Annotated in this window: 18 protein-coding genes; 16 read left to right on the top strand and 2 right to left on the bottom strand. The window is 69.6% G+C overall.

What is annotated here, in order from left to right; all coding sequences use genetic code 11:
- Window positions 1–144: 144 nt before the first annotated feature.
- Window positions 145–351 carry a hypothetical protein gene (locus ACFWAY_RS40300; protein ID WP_073370512.1) on the bottom strand — a complete coding sequence of 69 codons (207 nt, stop codon included), beginning with the start codon at window positions 349–351 and terminating at the stop codon, window positions 145–147.
- 249 nt (window positions 352–600) lie between these two features.
- Between ACFWAY_RS40300 and fmt the strand changes: the two genes are divergently transcribed.
- The 3 genes from fmt (at window position 601) to ACFWAY_RS40285 (ending at window position 3,938) form a co-directional block, all read left to right on the top strand.
- On the top strand, window positions 601–1,524 hold the full coding sequence (gene fmt / locus ACFWAY_RS40295) for a methionyl-tRNA formyltransferase (protein ID WP_378514492.1): 924 nt from the start codon (window positions 601–603) through the stop codon (window positions 1,522–1,524).
- On the top strand, window positions 1,521–2,948 hold the full coding sequence (locus ACFWAY_RS40290; RefSeq protein WP_378514491.1) for an RsmB/NOP family class I SAM-dependent RNA methyltransferase: 1,428 nt from the start codon (window positions 1,521–1,523) through the stop codon (window positions 2,946–2,948). Before fmt ends, ACFWAY_RS40290 begins: the two co-directional genes overlap by 4 nt.
- Window positions 2,949–3,080: 132 nt before the next feature.
- A complete protein-coding gene (locus ACFWAY_RS40285; protein ID WP_378514490.1) occupies window positions 3,081–3,938 on the top strand; it encodes a mycofactocin-coupled SDR family oxidoreductase in 858 nt (285 codons plus the stop codon).
- Window positions 3,939–3,998: 60 nt separating this feature from the next.
- On the opposite strand, the gene ACFWAY_RS40280 is transcribed toward ACFWAY_RS40285, so the two are convergent.
- Window positions 3,999–4,337, bottom strand: coding sequence for an MmcQ/YjbR family DNA-binding protein (locus ACFWAY_RS40280; RefSeq protein ID WP_378452662.1), 339 nt, complete (start codon window positions 4,335–4,337; stop codon window positions 3,999–4,001).
- 58 nt (window positions 4,338–4,395) lie between these two features.
- Here ACFWAY_RS40280 and rpe point away from each other — a divergent pair, with 58 nt between their 5' ends.
- From rpe to tpiA, 13 genes are all read left to right on the top strand, one after another.
- Window positions 4,396–5,079 (top strand): ribulose-phosphate 3-epimerase, encoded by a 684-nt coding sequence (gene rpe / locus ACFWAY_RS40275; protein WP_378452663.1) that lies wholly within the window; start codon window positions 4,396–4,398, stop codon window positions 5,077–5,079.
- A gap of 29 nt (window positions 5,080–5,108) precedes the next feature.
- Window positions 5,109–6,161, top strand: coding sequence for a bifunctional diaminohydroxyphosphoribosylaminopyrimidine deaminase/5-amino-6-(5-phosphoribosylamino)uracil reductase RibD (gene ribD / locus ACFWAY_RS40270; RefSeq protein ID WP_378514493.1), 1,053 nt, complete (start codon window positions 5,109–5,111; stop codon window positions 6,159–6,161).
- 11 nt (window positions 6,162–6,172) lie between these two features.
- Complete coding sequence (locus ACFWAY_RS40265) at window positions 6,173–6,781, top strand: riboflavin synthase (protein WP_005241761.1); 609 nt, start codon at window positions 6,173–6,175, stop codon at window positions 6,779–6,781.
- 80 nt (window positions 6,782–6,861) lie between these two features.
- Window positions 6,862–8,115, top strand: a complete 1,254-nt coding sequence (locus tag ACFWAY_RS40260; RefSeq protein ID WP_378452664.1) for a bifunctional 3,4-dihydroxy-2-butanone-4-phosphate synthase/GTP cyclohydrolase II — start codon at window positions 6,862–6,864, stop codon at window positions 8,113–8,115.
- Window positions 8,112–8,603 carry a 6,7-dimethyl-8-ribityllumazine synthase gene (gene ribH, locus ACFWAY_RS40255; RefSeq protein ID WP_378452665.1) on the top strand — a complete coding sequence of 164 codons (492 nt, stop codon included), beginning with the start codon at window positions 8,112–8,114 and terminating at the stop codon, window positions 8,601–8,603. Before ACFWAY_RS40260 ends, ribH begins: the two co-directional genes overlap by 4 nt.
- Window positions 8,604–8,616: 13 nt before the next feature.
- On the top strand, window positions 8,617–9,069 hold the full coding sequence (locus tag ACFWAY_RS40250; RefSeq protein ID WP_378452666.1) for a PH domain-containing protein: 453 nt from the start codon (window positions 8,617–8,619) through the stop codon (window positions 9,067–9,069).
- A gap of 68 nt (window positions 9,070–9,137) precedes the next feature.
- Window positions 9,138–11,321, top strand: a complete 2,184-nt coding sequence (uvrC, locus tag ACFWAY_RS40245; RefSeq protein ID WP_378452667.1) for an excinuclease ABC subunit UvrC — start codon at window positions 9,138–9,140, stop codon at window positions 11,319–11,321.
- A gap of 44 nt (window positions 11,322–11,365) precedes the next feature.
- On the top strand, window positions 11,366–12,232 hold the full coding sequence (gene rapZ / locus ACFWAY_RS40240; RefSeq protein ID WP_043943921.1) for an RNase adapter RapZ: 867 nt from the start codon (window positions 11,366–11,368) through the stop codon (window positions 12,230–12,232).
- Window positions 12,229–13,254: a uridine diphosphate-N-acetylglucosamine-binding protein YvcK gene (gene yvcK / locus ACFWAY_RS40235; protein ID WP_378514489.1), complete on the top strand. Its 1,026-nt coding sequence runs from the start codon at window positions 12,229–12,231 to the stop codon at window positions 13,252–13,254. The genes rapZ and yvcK overlap by 4 nt, the downstream gene beginning before the upstream one ends.
- Window positions 13,251–14,228: a DNA-binding protein WhiA gene (whiA, locus tag ACFWAY_RS40230; protein ID WP_378452761.1), complete on the top strand. Its 978-nt coding sequence runs from the start codon at window positions 13,251–13,253 to the stop codon at window positions 14,226–14,228. The genes yvcK and whiA overlap by 4 nt, the downstream gene beginning before the upstream one ends.
- Before the next feature lie 262 nt (window positions 14,229–14,490).
- On the top strand, window positions 14,491–15,510 hold the full coding sequence (gap, locus tag ACFWAY_RS40225; protein ID WP_378452669.1) for a type I glyceraldehyde-3-phosphate dehydrogenase: 1,020 nt from the start codon (window positions 14,491–14,493) through the stop codon (window positions 15,508–15,510).
- A gap of 17 nt (window positions 15,511–15,527) precedes the next feature.
- A complete protein-coding gene (locus tag ACFWAY_RS40220) occupies window positions 15,528–16,739 on the top strand; it encodes a phosphoglycerate kinase (protein WP_378452670.1) in 1,212 nt (403 codons plus the stop codon).
- A 3-nt stretch (window positions 16,740–16,742) separates the two neighbouring features.
- The gene (gene tpiA / locus ACFWAY_RS40215) at window positions 16,743–17,528 is read left to right on the top strand and encodes a triose-phosphate isomerase (protein ID WP_206005044.1); all 786 of its coding nucleotides are present in this window, start codon (window positions 16,743–16,745) and stop codon (window positions 17,526–17,528) included.
- The last annotated feature ends 135 nt before the right edge of the window (window positions 17,529–17,663 follow it).

Genomic DNA, 17,663 nt, shown 5'->3' with positions numbered 1-17,663 from the left:
CCCCGCCGCGCCGGGGGGGCGGGGCGGGTTGGCCGGCCGGGGGGGGGGGGTTACCCCCCTGTTTCCCCCCCACCCAAATTCCCCCCCCCCCCCCCCCCCGGGGGCGCCGGGCCGGCCCCCCCCCCCCGCTTCTGCGTGTGTGTGCTACTCCGCCAGTTTCGCGACGGCCTGCGCCCACAGGAAGTACTTGTTGGTGCCGAGGTCCTTCACGGTCTTGATGTTGAACGCGGCCGCGAGGTGTTCGGCGTCGGAATCGCTCACGCCCTGCAGGGCGGCGACGGGGGCACTGGCCAGTTCTTCGATGGGCTTCGTCTCGTAGGCCTTGTCGAACTTGCTCTCAATTCCTGCCATCGTTACCTCCAGAGGTTCGAAAACGGGACACCGGCCCGACCGTTCGCGCCGGCCTCAGAACAGTCAATACCCGTCCGCCGTCGCTGTGTGCGGTTCTGCGGAATCGATTCGCCGACTGTTCGCCGAGTGTTATGGCCCGGGTGCGACTCCCTAGACTGGTCGGCACATCGTCGATCAAAGGGGAGCTTTCTTCGTGAGTATCGTTTCGGCCCGCACTGCGGTCCACCGTCCGTCGTGTGGGTCGCCGACGTGCGCATAGTCTTCGCCGGAACCCCCGAGCCCGCCGTTCCCTCGCTCGAACGTCTGATCCGTTCGCCGCGCCACGACGTCGTGGCGGTGATCACCCGCCCGGACGCCGTCGCAGGCCGCGGACGCAGGGTGGTCCGCTCGCCGATCGGTGAACTCGCCGACTCCCACGGCATCGAGGTGCTGACTCCCGAGCGGCCGTCCGAACCCGAGTTCCTGGCGCATCTCGCCGACCTCGCACCCGACTGCGCGCCCGTCGTCGCCTACGGGGCGCTGCTGCCGCAGAAGGTCCTCGACATCCCGGCCCACGGCTGGGTGAACCTGCACTTCTCACTGTTGCCGGCGTGGCGCGGGGCCGCCCCCGTGCAGGCCGCGATCGGTGCGGGCGACGACATGACCGGCGCGAGCGCGTTCCGGCTCGAGGCAGGGATGGACACCGGGCCGGTCTACGGGGTGGTCACCGAAAGGATCCGCGACACCGACACCGCCGGGGACCTCCTGGGGCGCCTGGCCGACAGTGGTGCGGTCCTCCTGGAGTCGGTTCTCGACGGGATCGAGGACGGCGCGATCACCGCGGTCCCTCAGTCGGCCGACGGGGTCTCGCACGCGCCCAAGGTGACCGTCGAGGCGGCCCGGATCCGTTGGGACAGAACGGCTGCCGTGGTGGACCGGCACGTCCGGTCGGTGACCCCCGCGCCCGGTGCCTGGACCACCATCGGCGATCTACGAATCAAGGTCGGCCCGGTCACTCCGACGGAGGAGCGACTGGAGCCGGGGGAGATCTCCGTGACCAAGTCCGGATTCCTGATCGGCACGTCCACGGTGGCGGTGCGGCTGGGCCGCATCCAGCCGCAGGGCAAGAAACAGATGGCCGCCCTGGACTGGGCGCGAGGCGCACGACTCGACGCGGAGGTACGGGCACAGTGAGCGAATCCAGAAGGCCAGCACGTCGCGGCCAGTCCGGCTCGGGGGCCGGCAACAACCGTCCCCGCCAGGCCCGCCGCCCCGACGCGTCCCAGTCCGGTCTCGACCAGCCGCGGCTCGCCGCCCGGGACGTGCTGCGCGCCGTCCGGGAACGCGACGCCTACGCCAATCTGGTGCTGCCCGGACTGCTGCGTGAGCGGCGCCTGGACGGACGTGACGCGGCGCTCGCCACGGAACTGGCCTACGGCGCCGCCCGCGCCCGTGGGCTCCTCGACGCCGTGATCGCCGACTGCGCGGGCAGGCCGATCGCCGAGATCGACGGACCGCTCCTCGACGTCCTCCAGCTGGGCGCCTACCAGCTGCTGCGCACCCGCGTCGCCCCGCACGCCGCCGTCGCCACCTCCGTCGATCTCGTGCGCGCGGAGGCCGGTCCGGGGAAGGCCGGCTTCGTCAACGCCGTGCTGCGCCGGGTGTCGGAGCGGTCCGAGGCGGAATGGGTGGAGCGCCTCGCCCCGGCCGATCCGGTGGGGCGGCTGGCATTCGAGCACGCGCATCCCACGTGGATCGCCCAGGTGTTCGCCGACGCGCTCGGTGCCGACGCCGGGGAACTCGAGGACGCCCTCGTCGCCGACGACGCGCGACCGGTGGTGCATCTCGTCGCCCGCCCGGGGGAGATCTCGTCGGAGGAACTCGCGCTCGCCACCGGCGGCGAGGTGGGGCGGTACTCGCCGTACGCGGTCTATCTGGACGGCGGCGACCCGGGGCTCCTCGACGCCGTCCGCGAGGGGCTCGCGGGAGTGCAGGACGAGGGCAGTCAGCTCGTCGCCCGGGCGCTGTCGCTGGCACCGCTGGACGGACCGGACGCGGGCCGCTGGCTCGACCTGTGCGCGGGCCCGGGCGGCAAGGCTGCCCTGCTCGGCGCTCTCGCCGGAATCGAGGGCGGACGCCTCGACGCCGTGGAGCCGGTGCCGCACCGCGCGGACCTGATCCGCAAGACGACGAAGGATCTTCCGGTCGACGTGCACGTCGCCGACGGGCGTGATCCCGGGCTGGAGGGCGGGTACGACCGCGTCCTGGTCGACGCGCCGTGCACCGGACTGGGTGCGCTGCGCCGACGTCCGGAGGCGCGGTGGCGCCGGCAGCCGTCGGATGTGGCGGGTCTCGCGAAACTGCAGCGGGAACTCCTGGCGTCGGCCGTCGAGCTGGTTCGTCCGGGCGGCGTGATCCTCTACGCGACGTGTTCGCCGCATCTGTCCGAGACGGTGGCCGTGGTCGCGGACGCGGTGCGCCGCTACGGGCTCACGGCACTCGACACGCGTGCGCTCGTCCCCGGTGTGCCGGGTCTGGGGGACGGTCCGAGCGTCCAGCTCTGGCCGCATCGGCACGGCACCGACGCGATGTTCATGGCCGCGTTGCGCAAGCCGTAGGGCGGCGGTCGCCTCCCCGCTACCTGGACATCTGCCCGACTCTCGGTAGAACCTGTTTCACTATATGGTGAAACGTGTTCTAATTCTGCTCGCGACAGAGACGTACGTCACGAAGCGAGTGGAGGACTTGAGATGAATCGGGTAGCGGGGAAGGTCGTTCTGATCACGGGAGCGGCGCGGGGTCAGGGTCGTAGTCATGCAGTGCATCTCGCCGACGAGGGCGCCGACATCATCGCCTTCGACCTCTGCGAGGACATCACATCCAACGAGTACCCGCTGGCGACCGACGCCGATCTCGCGGAGACCGGACGGCTCGTCGAGAAGGCGGGGCGCCGGGTCGTCACCGCCAAGGTGGACGTGCGCGACCGCGCCGCACTGCAACGCGAACTCGACGCCGCGGTCGCGACGCTGGGACGGCTGGACGTCGTGGTCGCCAATGCGGGGATCGCGCCCCTCGGGAACGACGTGCCCGTCGAGGGATTCGTCGATGCGTTCGACGTCGACTTCGTCGGCGTGGTCAACACGATTCACTCGGCCCTTCCGCACCTGGACGCCGGCGCGTCGATCATCGCGACGGGATCGGTGGCCGGTCTGGTCCCGCAGACCGGCCTGAACGGCCAGCAGGCCCTGCAGGGACCGGGCGGCGACGGCTACGGGCTCGCCAAGAAGATGCTGTGGACGTACACCAACTCGCTCGCGCTCACCCTGGGCCCGAAGTCCATCCGCGTCAACGCGATCCACCCCACGAACTGCAACACGGACATGCTGCAGAGCCCGCCGATGTTCCGCACGTTCCGCCCCGACCTCGAGAACCCGACCGCCGAGGACGCGAAGGTCACGTTCCCGTTCATGCAGGCGATGCCCACCCCGTGGGTCGAGCCCGAGGACATCTCGCACGCGGTGGTGTTCCTGTCGTCCGACGAGTCCCGATTCGTCACCGGTCAGCAGCTCCGGGTCGATGCGGGGGCGGGTCTCAAGCTCGGCGTCTGACGCCGATCCGATGAGGGTCCGGGCCGGTGTGCGGGCGCCGCCCGGGCCCTCGCCTTGCTGTCAGGTCTGGTCGAACTGCTTGCGCAGCTTCGCCGGTGCCTTGATCCGCCAGGCGTCCTGCAGCAACTCGGTCAGCTGGGTGACGTCGACGTTCTCGAGGTCGACGAGGATCGAACCGTGACCGTCGTAGTGCGGAGTGGTGTAGAACGGCGCTCCCTGGGCCAGCAGCGCCGCCTTCTCGTCGAGATCGCACATCACCACCAGGCCCCCGTCCGACTCGGCCCGCAACCGGGCGAGCAGCTTGCCCGCCACCTTCAGCGCCGGAGTGCGATACGACGTGCTCTCCTGTACCTCCGGCAGGGACGTACCGATCGCCACGACGTCCGTCCAGGTCGGCATGAGCCCAGTATGGACCGCGGGACCCGGCCCCGACGCGTGTACGACTAAACTGCGGCGCGTGGCAACCCCGATGATCGCACCGTCCATTCTGTCTGCCGATTTCGCGCGTCTCGCCGAGGAGGCGGACGCGGTCGCCGGTGCCGACTGGCTGCATGTCGACGTGATGGACGCACATTTCGTGCCCAACCTGACGCTCGGCCTTCCCGTCGTGCAGAGCCTGCTCGCGGCGACGGACATCCCGCTCGACTGCCATCTCATGATCGACGACCCCGGCCGCTGGGCGCCTCCCTACGCGGAGGCGGGCGCGCACAACGTCACGTTCCACGCGGAGGCGACCGACGACCCCCGGTCCGTGGCACGGGACATCCGCGCCGCCGGTGCCAAGGCCGGTCTCAGCGTCAAGCCCGGCACGCCGATCGAGCCGTACCTCGAGATCCTGAAGGACTTCGACACGCTCCTCGTCATGAGCGTCGAGCCCGGCTTCGGTGGTCAGTCGTTCATCCCCGAGGTGCTGGCGAAGGCGAAGGCGGTCCGCCGTCTCGTCGACTCGGGTGAGCTGAGGCTGGTCGTGGAGATCGACGGCGGCATCAACGCCGACACCGTCGAGGCCGCTGCCGAGGCGGGCGTCGACTGCTTCGTCGCCGGGTCCGCCGTCTACGGCACGAGCGATCCCGCGGAGGCCGTGCGCGCCCTGCGCGCCAGCGCCGCCAAGGCGTCACCGCACCTGAGCCTGTCGCGGTAACGGCGCTCCGGCACATCGTGAACTCCCACGTGCGGCACGAGAATTCGGCTGCGGACCTCGACGCCGCGATGCAGATCGCCATCGGCGCCGCGGAGTCGGCGCGCGGATTCACCAGCCCCAATCCGGCGGTCGGCGCGGTGGTCCTCGACTCTGCGGGGCGCATCGCCGGTGTCGGGATGACGCAGCCTCCCGGCGGTCCCCACGCGGAGGTCGTCGCGCTGCGGGAGGCGGGTGACGCCGCCCGCGGCGGCACCGCCGTCGTCACGTTGGAACCGTGCAACCACCACGGCCGGACCGGGCCGTGTTCGCAGGCGCTCCTCGATGCCGGTGTGGTCGCGGTGCACTATGCCGTGGGCGATCCGAACCCCGAGGCCGCGGGCGGCGCGGAAACCCTCGTCTCGGCGGGGGTCGAGGTGACGTCCGGGCTGCGGGCCCAGGACGTCGAACGCGGGCCGCTCCGGGGTTGGCTGCACCGGCAGCGCACCGGACGGCCGCACGTGACCTGGAAGTACGCGGCCACCCTGGACGGCCGCAGCGCCGCCGCCGACGGCACCAGCCAGTGGATCACCGGTCTCGAGGCCCGGGAACGCGTCCACGCGGACCGGGCGAAACTCGACGCGATCGTGGTCGGCACGGGGACGGTCCTGGCCGACGACCCGAGGCTGACCGCCCGGATGCCCGACGGATCGCTCGCGGCTCACCAGCCGGTGCGGGTCGTCGTCGGACTCGGCGACATCCCGGCGGACGCCCGGGTCCTCGACGACTCGGCGCCCACCCTTCTGCTGCGCACGCGCGACGTGGACGAGGTCCTCGCCGCACTCGCCGAGTACACCGATGTGCTGCTCGAGGGCGGGCCTCGGCTGGCGGGGGCGTTTCTCGCCGCGGGCCGGGTCGACCGCATTCAGGCGTACCTCGCCCCGCTGGTCCTCGGCGCCGGCACGTCCGCGGTCACGGAGGCGGGTGTGCATACGATCGACGGTGCGCTGCGGTTCCGTCACGAGTCGGTCGAAACAATCGGCCCCGATTTGTTGTTGAGTCTGGTTCCAGCAGTGTCCGAAAACCCTGACAGTCACCGAACGTAGGAGAAGCCACAGTGTTCACCGGGATCGTCGAAGAGTTGGGTGAGGTCGTCGCCAAGGAGGAACTGGCCGACGCCGCACGGTTCACCGTGCGTGGTCCGGTCGTGACTTCCGACGCGTCGCACGGTGATTCGATCGCGGTGAACGGTGTGTGCCTGACCGTCGTCGAGGTGCTGGCCGACGGCTCCTTCACGGCCGACGTCATGCAGGAGACGCTGAACCGGTCGAGCCTGCAGAAGATCGACGTGGGCAGCCGCGTCAACCTCGAGCGGGCCGCCGCCCTGAACAGCCGCCTCGGCGGCCACCTCGTCCAGGGCCACGTGGACGGCACCGGGCACATCATCAGCCGCAGCCCGTCCGAGAACTGGGAGGTCGTGCGCATCGCGCTGCCCGACGCCATCTCCCGGTACGTCGTGGAGAAGGGCTCGATCACGGTCGACGGTGTGTCGCTGACGGTCTCGGCGCTCGGCGGGGAACGCGGCGAGGAATACTTCGAGATCTCACTCATCCCGACCACGCTGCAGCTGACCACGCTCGGGGCGGCGTCCGTCGGGACGCCCGTCAACCTCGAGGTCGACGTGATCGCGAAGTACGTGGAGCGGCTGCAAGCGGCCGGCCGCTGAGTCGTACTGTTGAGGAGCATCCCACGGATGCATCCGTTGTATTCGAAGATGCCTAAGTCAAGACTTTGGAGACCGAGCACGTGACCAGGTTCGACAGTATCGAGCGCGCCGTTGCGGACATCGCCGCAGGCAAGGCAGTCGTCGTCGTCGACGACGAAGACCGCGAGAACGAGGGAGACCTCATCTTCGCCGCGGAGAAGGCCACCCCCGAGTTGGTTGCCTTCATGGTTCGATACACGTCCGGCTACCTCTGTGTGCCGCTCGACGGCGCCGACTGCGACCGCCTCGGCCTGCCGCCGATGTACGCCACCAACCAGGACAAGCACGGCACCGCGTACACCGTGACCGTCGACGCCCGCGAGGGCATCGGAACCGGTATCTCCGCGTCCGACCGCGCCGCCACCATGCGGTTGCTGGCCGACCCGTCCAGCGGCGCCCAGGACTTCACCCGGCCCGGCCACGTCGTGCCGCTGCGCGCCAAGGAGGGCGGCGTGCTGCGCCGTCCCGGCCACACGGAGGCCGCCGTCGACCTGGCCCGGATGGCCGACCTGCGGCCGGCGGGTGTGATCTGCGAGATCGTCAGCCAGAAGGACGAGGGCCACATGGCCCAGACCGACGAGCTGCGAGTCTTCGCCGACGACCACAACCTGGCCCTGATCTCGATCGCCGACCTCATCGGGTGGCGCCGCAAGCACGAGAAGCATGTGGAGCGGGTCGCGTCTGCGCGCATCCCCACCCGGCACGGCGAGTTCACGGCCGTCGGCTACCGGAGCATCTACGACGACGTCGAGCACGTGGCGCTGGTCCGCGGCGACCTGCCCGGCCCGGACGGCGACGGCAGCGACGTGCTGGTGCGCGTGCACTCCGAATGCCTCACCGGCGACGTGTTCGGTTCGCTGCGCTGCGACTGCGGTCCCCAGCTCGACGCCGCCCTGGACATGGTCGCGCAGGAAGGCCGCGGTGTGGTCCTCTACATGCGCGGGCACGAGGGCCGGGGCATCGGTCTCATGCACAAGCTGCAGGCCTACCAGCTGCAGGACGCGGGTTCGGACACCGTCGACGCGAACCTCGAGCTCGGCCTGCCCGCCGACGCCCGCGACTACGGCATCGGCGCGCAGATCCTCGTGGATCTGGGCATCTCCTCGATGCGCCTACTCACCAACAACCCGGCCAAGCGGGTCGGTCTCGACGGCTACGGGCTGCAGATCACCGAGCGGGTGTCGATGCCGCTGCGGGCGAACGCCGAGAACCTGACGTACCTGCGCACGAAGCGCGACCGCATGGGCCACGACCTGATCGGGCTCGACGACTTCGAAGCGGGAGAAATGCTGTGAGCGGTGAGGGACTGCCGGAGCTGCAACTCGGTGAGGCGGGCGACCTCCGGCTCGCCATCGTCGCCGGCAGCTGGCACGCCGAGATCTCCGAGGCGCTGATCGCCGGCGCGCAGCGGGTGGCGGCCGAGGCGAACGTGCAGAACGTCACGCTGGTCCGGGTCGCCGGTGCCATCGAGCTTCCGGTGGTGGCGCAGGCCCTGGCCCGCACCCACGACGCCGTCGTCGCGCTCGGTGTCGTGATCCGCGGCGGGACGCCGCACTTCGAATACGTCTGCGACGCCGTGACGGCCGGTCTGACCCGGGTCTCGCTGGACGAGAGCACCCCGGTCGGGAACGGTGTGCTCACCACCGACACCGAGCAGCAGGCCGTCGACCGCAGTGGCCTGCCCGGCTCTGTCGAGGACAAGGGCGGTCAGGCATGTGCGGCCGCGCTCGACGCCGCTGTCACGTTGGCGCGACTGCGCCGCGCCGAGGAGTCCTTCGTATGATCCGGATCCAGCCATGACCACTCCCGAATCCGAGTGGACACTCGTCGCGACGCCACGCAAGTCGCGTCGATACGCGATCGGTGTGGCGATCTTTCTCGTCGTCGTGCATCTGACGTTCGCAATCCTGCTGCGCGGCGATTCGACGGGCGTGTACTTCCGGCTCGCCGACCAGCTGGCGTTCGCGGGCATCGGCTGCCTCCTCGCGGCAGCCGTCCTGCTGCTGACCCGGCCCAGATTGCGGGTCGGGCCCCGCGGCATCGCCGTGCGCAACGTGCTCGGGGAACGCATCGTCGACTGGGACCTGTACGAGGGGTTGTCCTTCCCGGACGGCGCGGCGTGGGCCCGGATCGAGCTGCCCGACGACGAATACCTGGCCGTGATGGCCATCCAGTCGAACGATCGCGAATACGCCGTGGAAGCCGTCGACCGCTTCCGCGCACTCGCGTCGGAGTACGCACCGTCCTGAACCGGGGGTCGGCCCTCCGCGACGTCGCGGATGCGGGGTTGGTCGGTGGCGCCGACTAACGTGGAGGGGTGCCCGATCCTTCGACATATCGCCCCGCGACCGGAACGATTCCGGTCGACCCGGGGGTGTACAAGTTCCGCGATCCGCACGGCCGGGTCATCTATGTCGGGAAGGCGAAGAGTCTTCGATCACGGCTGAATTCCTATTTCGCCGACGTCTCGACACTGCACCCGCGCACCCGCCAGATGGTGACCACGGCCGGCAGCGTCGAGTGGACCGTCGTGAGCACCGAGGTCGAGGCGCTCCAGCTCGAGTACAACTGGATCAAGGAGTTCGATCCCCGGTTCAACGTCCGCTACCGCGACGACAAGACGTACCCGGTTCTCGCGGTCACCCTGAACGAGGAATACCCCCGGCTCTTCGTCTACCGCGGGCCCAGACGCAAGGGTGTCCGCTACTTCGGTCCCTACTCGCACGCGTGGGCCATCCGCGAAACCCTCGACCTGCTGCTGCGGGTGTTCCCCGCCCGCACCTGCTCGGCCGGGGTGTTCAAGCGTCACAACCAGATCGGCCGCCCGTGCCTGCTCGGCTACATCGACAAGTGCTCCGCGCCGTGCGTCGGACGGGTGTCCGCGGCCGAACACCGCCAGATCGTCGAGGACTTCTGCGACTTCCTCTCGGGACGCACCGACAAGCTGGTCCGGCAGCTCGAGGCCCGGATGCAGGCGGCATCGGAAGAACTCGACTTCGAAACGGCGGCGCGGCTGCGCGACGACGTGGGTGCGTTGCGGCGGGCGCTCGAGAAGCAGGCCGTCGTGCTCGGTGACGGCACCGACGCCGACGTCGCCGCGTTCGCGACCGACGAACTCGAGGCCGCGGTCCAGGTCTTCCACGTCCGGGGCGGCCGCGTCCGCGGGCAGCGCGGCTGGGTGGTCGAGAAGGCCGGCGACGTCATCGACTGGGCCAGCGTCGATTCCGAGGCGGGATCGGACCTGCCGCTGCTCGTCGAGCAGTTCCTCACCCAGTTCTACGGTGAGCAGGCGGCGCTGTCGGGCGCGACCGACCAGGAGGCCGGCACCAGCGGCGTGCCGCGGGAGGTCCTGGTGCCCGTGCTGCCGCCCGACGCCGAGCAGGTGCAGGAGTGGCTCAGCGGTCTCCGCGGTTCCGCGGTCCGCCTTCGCGTGCCCCAGCGCGGCGACAAGAAGGCTCTCGCCGAAACCGTGCAGCGCAACGCGATGGAGGCACTGCAACAGCACAAGCTGCGCCGCGCCGGCGACTTCACGTCGCGGTCGGCGGCCCTGCAGGGCATCCAGGAAGCCCTCGACCTGGATTCGGCGCCCCTGCGCATCGAATGCGTCGACATCAGCCACGTGCAGGGCACCGATGTGGTGGCCTCCCTCGTCGTCTTCGAGGACGGCCTGCCCCGTAAGTCCGACTACCGGCACTACGCGATCAAGGAGGCGGCGGGCGACGGTCGCTCCGACGACGTCGCCAGCATCGCCGAGGTCACCCGGCGGCGGTTCCTCCGCCACAACCGCGACGTCGGGGTGCTGCGCGCGGAAGCGGCCGGGGCGGACGCCGACCAGGTGTCGGGCGGGGACGGCGGCGACCTCGCCCCGGAGGCGGCGATCGATCCGCAGACCGGCAGGCCGCGGCGGTTCGCGTACCCACCGAACCTGTTCGTCGTGGACGGCGGAGCCCCGCAGGTGGCCGCCGCCTCGGCGGTGCTCGACGAACTGGGCATCACCGACGTCGCCGTGATCGGGCTGGCCAAGCGGCTCGAGGAGGTGTGGGTGCCGGGGGAGGAGGACCCGGTCATCCTCCCGCGCACGAGCGAGTCGCTGTACCTGCTGCAGCGGGTGCGGGACGAGGCGCACCGCTTCGCGATCACGTTCCACCGCAGCAAGCGGTCCCGCCGGATGACGGCGTCCGCACTCGACTCGGTCCGCGGACTCGGCGACACCCGGCGCAAGGCCCTGGTGACGCATTTCGGATCCGTCGCCCGCCTCAAGCAGGCCTCCGTCGAGGAGATCACCGCGGTCCCGGGTATCGGAACGGCCACGGCGAAAGCGGTACTCACGGCTCTCGGGGCGGAGGAACCGTCTGCGGACGTCGCGGGAGTGGGGGATGATGAACCAGATCGGAACGGGCCGGGCACGGCAGAACAGAACGGCGCGGACATTCCCCGCGAACCGGTAGCACAGCACGGCCCGGCAGCACAGAGCGCTTCGCAACGGACAGGTGTCGAGTGAACGAGCAGCACGCGCAGAGCGACCGTCCACCCACGGTTCGGCCGATGGACTTCCTTCTCGTCACCGGGCTCTCCGGGGCGGGGCTGCAGACGGCGGCGAAGGTCCTCGAGGACCTCGGGTGGTATGTCGCGGACAACCTTCCCCCGGAACTGATTTCCCGGATGGTGGATCTGAGCCTGGAATCCGATTCGCGGCTCGAGCGGCTCGCCGTCGTCATCGACGTGCGCAGCCGGTTGTTCACCGGCGACCTCGGCTGGGTCCTCACCGAACTGGAGAGCAAACCCGTGCACACGCGGGTGCTGTACCTCGACGCGTCGGACGAGGTCCTGGTGCGCCGCTTCGAACAGGTGCGCCGCAGCCACCCGCTGTCGGGGGGAGGCGCCGAGGGCACCCTGTCGGAGGGCATCGCCGCCGAGCGCGATCAGCTCGCGAAGGTGAAGGCCGCCGCGGATCTGGTGATCGACACGTCGTCCCTCGCCGCGCACCAGTTGCGGCAGAAGATCGAGGACGCGTTCGGCGATGCCGAGAACCGGACCATGCAAGTAACAGTCCAGTCGTTCGGTTTCAAGTACGGTCTTCCGATGGACGCCGATCTCGTCTGCGACGTCCGCTTCCTGCCCAACCCGCACTGGATTCCCGAGTTGCGTCCGCACACCGGGCAGAGTGCGGACGTGCGGGACTACGTGTTGTCGCAGGACGGTGCCGAGGACTATCTCGCCACGTATCACCACCTGCTGGATCTGACGATCGCGGGATATCGTCGGGAGGGGAAGCGCTACATGACCATCGCGGTGGGGTGCACCGGAGGGAAACATCGGAGTGTCGCGATGTCGGAGGCCTTGGCGAGCCGACTCGGAAAGGACTCCGGGCTGAACGTGCGTGTCGTCCATCGTGATCTGGGGCGCGAATGAGGCCGGTGCACCAGCCGCCTGCGATCGTCGCGCTCGGCGGGGGCCACGGGCTGTTCGCCACCCTCAGCGCCGCGCGCCGGCTCAGCCGTGACGTCACGGCCGTCGTCACCGTCGCGGACGACGGCGGATCCTCGGGACGGCTGCGCGCCGAACTCGGCGTCATCCCGCCGGGCGATCTGCGGATGGCACTCGCCGCACTCGCCGCGGACGACCCCGAGGTGCAGGACTGGACGGACACCATCCAGCACCGCTTCGGCGGAATCGGCGCCCTCGCCGGCCACTCGGTGGGCAATCTCATCCTGGCCGGCCTCACCGAAGTGCTCGGCGACCCCGTCGCCGCGCTGGACGAACTCGCCCGGTTACTCCGGATCAACGGGCGCGTGCTGCCGATGTCGCCGATCGCCCTGGACATCGAGGCGGACGTGCAGGGCCTCGAGGCGGACCCGCGGGTCAGCCGCTGCATCCGCGGTCAGGTCGCGGTCGCGACCACGCCCGGCAAGGTGCGCCGCGTGCGGCTGCTGCCGGCGAATCCGCCCGTGTGCCCGGACGCGGTCCGGGCGATCGACGTCGCCGACATGGTCGTCCTCGGCCCGGGGTCGTGGTTCTCCAGCGTCATCCCGCACGTCCTCGTGCCGGAACTCCTCGACACGCTGATCGCCACCGCCGCGCGGAAGGTGCTGGTACTCAACCTGGCTCCGGAGCCGGGCGAGACCGCAGGATTCTCCACCGAGCGTCATCTGCACGTACTGTCCCAACACGCACCCGAACTCACCGTCGACTTCGTCGTGGTCGATTCGGGTTCGGTGCCACCGGGGCGCGAGCGCGAGCACCTCGCCCGCGCCGCCGGACAGTTCCAGGCACGCGTCGTGTACGCCGACGTGTCGGAGCGCGGCACCCACACACACCATGCAGGAAAACTTGCGTCCGTTCTCGAACAGCTCTGGAGCGACCCCGATGCGGGGTCTCGGGGGAGCGAAGTGGCCGAGACACCAGAGGAAAGGGAGAGCGCTTCGTGGCAATGACAGCAGAGGTCAAAGACGAACTCAGTCGTCTCGTCGTCACTCATGTGAGTTGCCGGAAGGCCGAGGTCTCGTCGCTGCTGCGGTTCGCCGGGGGATTGCACATCGTCGGCGGCCGGGTAGTGGTCGAGGCGGAAGTGGATCTGGGGTCCACGGCCCGCCGGCTGCGCCGCGAGATCTTCGACCTGTTCACCTACAGCGCCGATGTCCACGTCCTCAGCGCGGGCGGGCTGCGCAAGTCGTCCCGGTACATCGTGCGGGTCGCCAAGGAGGGCGAGGCCCTCGCCCGCCAGACCGGTCTCCTGGACCTGCGGGGACGCCCGGTGCGCGGTCTTCCTGCGCAGGTCGTCGGTGGCAGCGTCGGCGACGCGGAAGCCGCGTGGCGCGGTGCGTTCCTGGCGCACGGTTCGCTGACCGAGCCGGGTCGCTCGTCGGCGCTCGAGGTCAGCTGCCCCGGCCCGGAGGCGGCGCTCGCGCTCGTCGGGGCGGCGCGCAGGCTGGGCATCTCCGCGAAGGCCCGCGAGGTCCGCGGCACCGACCGGGTGGTGATCCGCGACGGTGAGGCCATCGGTGCACTGCTCACCCGGATGGGGGCCCAGGACACCCGCCTCGTGTGGGAGGAACGGCGCATGCGCCGGGAGGTCCGGGCCACCGCCAACCGGCTCGCCAACTTCGACGACGCCAACCTGCGCCGGTCCGCGCGGGCGGCCGTCGCGGCCGCCGCCCGCGTCGAGCGGGCCCTCGACATCCTGGGTGACGAGGTTCCCGACCATCTGGCGGCGGCCGGTCACCTCCGGGTGGAGCACCGGCAGGCCTCCCTCGAGGAACTCGGCCAGCTCGCCGAACCGCCGATGACGAAGGACGCCGTCGCCGGGCGCATCCGGCGGTTGCTGTCGATGGCGGACCGCAAGGCCAAGGAAACCGGCATCCCCGACACCGAGTCGGCCGTCACCGCAGACCTTCTCGACGACGCCTGACCGTCGTCGGCCGTCGCCTCCCGCCACCCCCACTCCCGGACGGACGGGACGCTCGTGGCGTCAGATCGAACGAGCGTCCCGTTCGTTCGGGTCGGGGCGGCCCGGGAAACGGTGCCGGAGGTGACTGCGCGCGCGCGTGGCCCGCGCACTAGGGTAAGAACCACATCGACCGATGAACCCTCGCGCCGACCACCCGTCGGTGGTGTCGTAGCGGCGCGAGAGCAGAGCTGCACAACCAGAATCATGCGCAAAGGAGCAGATTGTGACTGTCCGGGTAGGCGTAAACGGTTTCGGCCGTATCGGACGTAACTTCTTCAGGGCGGTGGACGCGCAGAAGGCGCTCGGAACCACCGACATCGAGATTGTGGCGGTCAACGACCTCACGGACAACGCTTCGCTGGCGCATCTCCTGAAGTACGACTCCATCCTGGGTCGTCTCCCGCACGACGTCTCGCTCGAGGGTGAAGACACCATCGTCGTCGGAAACCAGAAGATCAAGGCACTCGCCATCAAGGAAGGCCCCGCGGCGCTTCCCTGGGGCGACCTGGGCGTCGACGTCGTCGTCGAGTCCACCGGCATCTTCACCGACGCAGCCAAGGCGAAGGGCCACCTCGAGGCCGGCGCCAAGAAGGTCATCATCTCCGCCCCGGCCAAGGGCGAGGACATCACCATCGTGATGGGCGTCAACGACGACAAGTACGACGGCAGCCAGAACATCATCTCCAACGCCTCGTGCACCACCAACTGCCTCGGCCCCATCGCCAAGGTGCTCGACGACGAGTTCGGCATCGTCAAGGGCCTCATGACCACGATCCACGCGTACACCCAGGACCAGAACCTGCAGGACGGCCCGCACAGCGACCTGCGTCGCGCCCGCGCCGCCGCACTGAACGTGGTCCCCACCGGCACCGGTGCCGCCAAGGCCATCGGCCTGGTCCTCCCGCAGCTGCTCGGCAAGCTGGACGGCTACGCGCTGCGCGTCCCGATCCCCACGGGCTCGGTCACCGACCTCACCGCGAACCTGAAGAAGTCGGCCAGCGTCGAGGACATCAACGCCGCGATGAAGGCTGCCGCCGAGGGACCGCTCAAGGGCATCCTGAAGTACACGGACGCTCCGATCGTGTCGTCCGACATCGTCACCGACCCGCACAGCTCGATCTTCGACTCCGGCCTCACCAAGGTCATCGACGATCAGGTCAAGATCGTGTCCTGGTACGACAACGAGTGGGGTTACTCCAACCGTCTGGCCGACCTCATCGGTCTCGTCGCCAAGTCTCTCTGAGCGAAGGTCCGGTAACAGTGGCAGTTCAGACTCTCGACGATCTGCTGAACGCTGGGGTCGAGGGGCGCGCCGTACTGGTGCGCTCCGACCTCAACGTTCCGCTCGACGGTGACCGGATCACCGATCCCGGGCGCATCATCGCTTCCGCGCCGACGCTGAAAGCGTTGGCGGAGGCGGGCGCCAAGGTCATCGTCACCGCCCATCTGGGTCGCCCCCAGGGCGAGCCCGACCCGCAGTACTCCCTCGCACCGGTGGCGGTGAAGCTCGCCGAGGTGCTGGGACGCAACGTCCAGCTCGCCGGCGACGTCGTCGGGCAGGACGCTCTGGCACGTGCCGAGGGGCTCACGGACGGCGACGTTCTCCTGCTGGAGAACATCCGCTTCGATCCGCGGGAAACCAGCAAGGACGAGGCCGAGCGGACGAAGCTCGCCAAGGCGCTGGTCGAACTCGTCGGCGACGACGGCGCGTTCGTGTCCGACGGGTTCGGTGTCGTGCACCGCGCGCAGGCGTCGGTGTACGAGGTGGCCAAGCTGCTCCCGCACTACGCGGGCACGCTCGTCGAAGCCGAGATCAAGGTGCTCGGCAAGCTGACCGAGGAGTCCGAGCGGCCGTACGCGGTCGTGCTGGGTGGGTCCAAGGTGTCGGACAAGCTCGCGGTGATCGAGGCGCTGGCCCCCAAGGTCGACACCCTCGTCATCGGTGGCGGCATGTACTACACGTTCCTGGCGGCGCAGGGCGTGTCGGTCGGCAACTCGCTGTGCGAGGAGTCGATGATCGGCACGTGCAAGGCGCTGCTCGAGCAGTACGCCGACGTGATCCACATCCCGCAGGACGTGGTCATCGCCGATTCGTTCTCGGCCGACGCCGAGTCGAAGATCGTCTCGGTCCTCGAGATCCCGGACGGCTGGATGGGGCTCGACATCGGACCGCAGTCGGTTCGCCGGTTCGCGGCGATCCTGACCAGCGCGAAGACCGTGTTCTGGAACGGCCCGATGGGCGTGTTCGAGTTCGAGAAGTTCGCCGCGGGCACCAAGGGTGTCGCCGAGGCGATCATCGAGGCCACCGGGAAGGGCGCGTACAGCGTCGTCGGTGGCGGTGACTCCGCCGCGGCGGTGCGCCAGCTCGGTCTGCCCGAGGACGGGTTCTCGCACATCTCCACCGGTGGTGGCGCCTCCCTCGAGTACCTCGAGGGCAAGGAACTTCCCGGCATCGCAGTTCTGGAGGGCTGAGGCATGGCACGGAAGCCGCTGATCGCCGGTAACTGGAAGATGAATCTGAACCATCTCGAGGCCATCGCGCTGGTTCAGAAGATCGCCTTCTCGCTCCCGGCGAAGTACTTCGACAAGGTAGACGTGACGGTGATCCCGCCGTTCACCGACATTCGCAGCGTGCAGACCCTCGTCGAGGGCGACAAGCTCCTGCTCACCTACGGTGCGCAGGACGTGTCGGCCCAGGATTCGGGTGCGTACACCGGCGAGATCAGCGGCTCCATGCTGGCCAAGCTGGGCTGCACGTTCGTCGTCGTCGGACACTCGGAGCGCCGGACCCTGCACGGCGAGGACAACGACACCGTGCTGGCCAAGACCAAGGCCGCGCTGAAGAACGGGATCACCCCGATCGTCTGCATCGGTGAGGGTCTCGACATCCGCGAGGCCGGCGAGCACGTGTCCTACAACGTCGAGCAGTTGCGAGGCTCGCTGGCCGGACTGTCCGCCGAGGACATCGCGAAGGTCGTCATCGCGTACGAGCCGGTGTGGGCCATCGGAACCGGCCGTGTGGCGAGTGCCGCGGACGCGCAGGAAGTCTGCGCCGCGATCCGCGCCACGCTCGGTGAGCTCGCCTCGCCGGACGTCGCGTCCGGTGTCCGCGTTCTCTACGGCGGCAGCGTCAACGCCAAGAACGTCGGCGAGATCGTCGGTCAGACGGACGTGGACGGCGCCCTCGTGGGCGGCGCCTCGCTGAAGGCCGACGAGTTCGCCACGCTGTCGGCGATCGCCGCGGGCGGACCTCTGCCGTAGGGCGCCTTCGGCGCTCGTGCGCCTTTCCGGTTGCGGTAGGTACCGGAAAAGCGCACGGGCGCGGAGCGCCAGTAGCTGTGTCTTAAAAACAAAAACCAGCCCACCAGAAAAACCATGATAGGGTTTTACGGCTTG

This window comes from Rhodococcus sp. NPDC059968, assembly GCF_042738615.1.
In the GTDB taxonomy this organism is placed as follows: Bacteria; Actinomycetota; Actinomycetes; order Mycobacteriales; family Mycobacteriaceae; genus Rhodococcus_F.
Note: the sequence above shows the minus strand (reverse complement) of the source record. Positions and strands in the feature narration are given on the sequence as shown.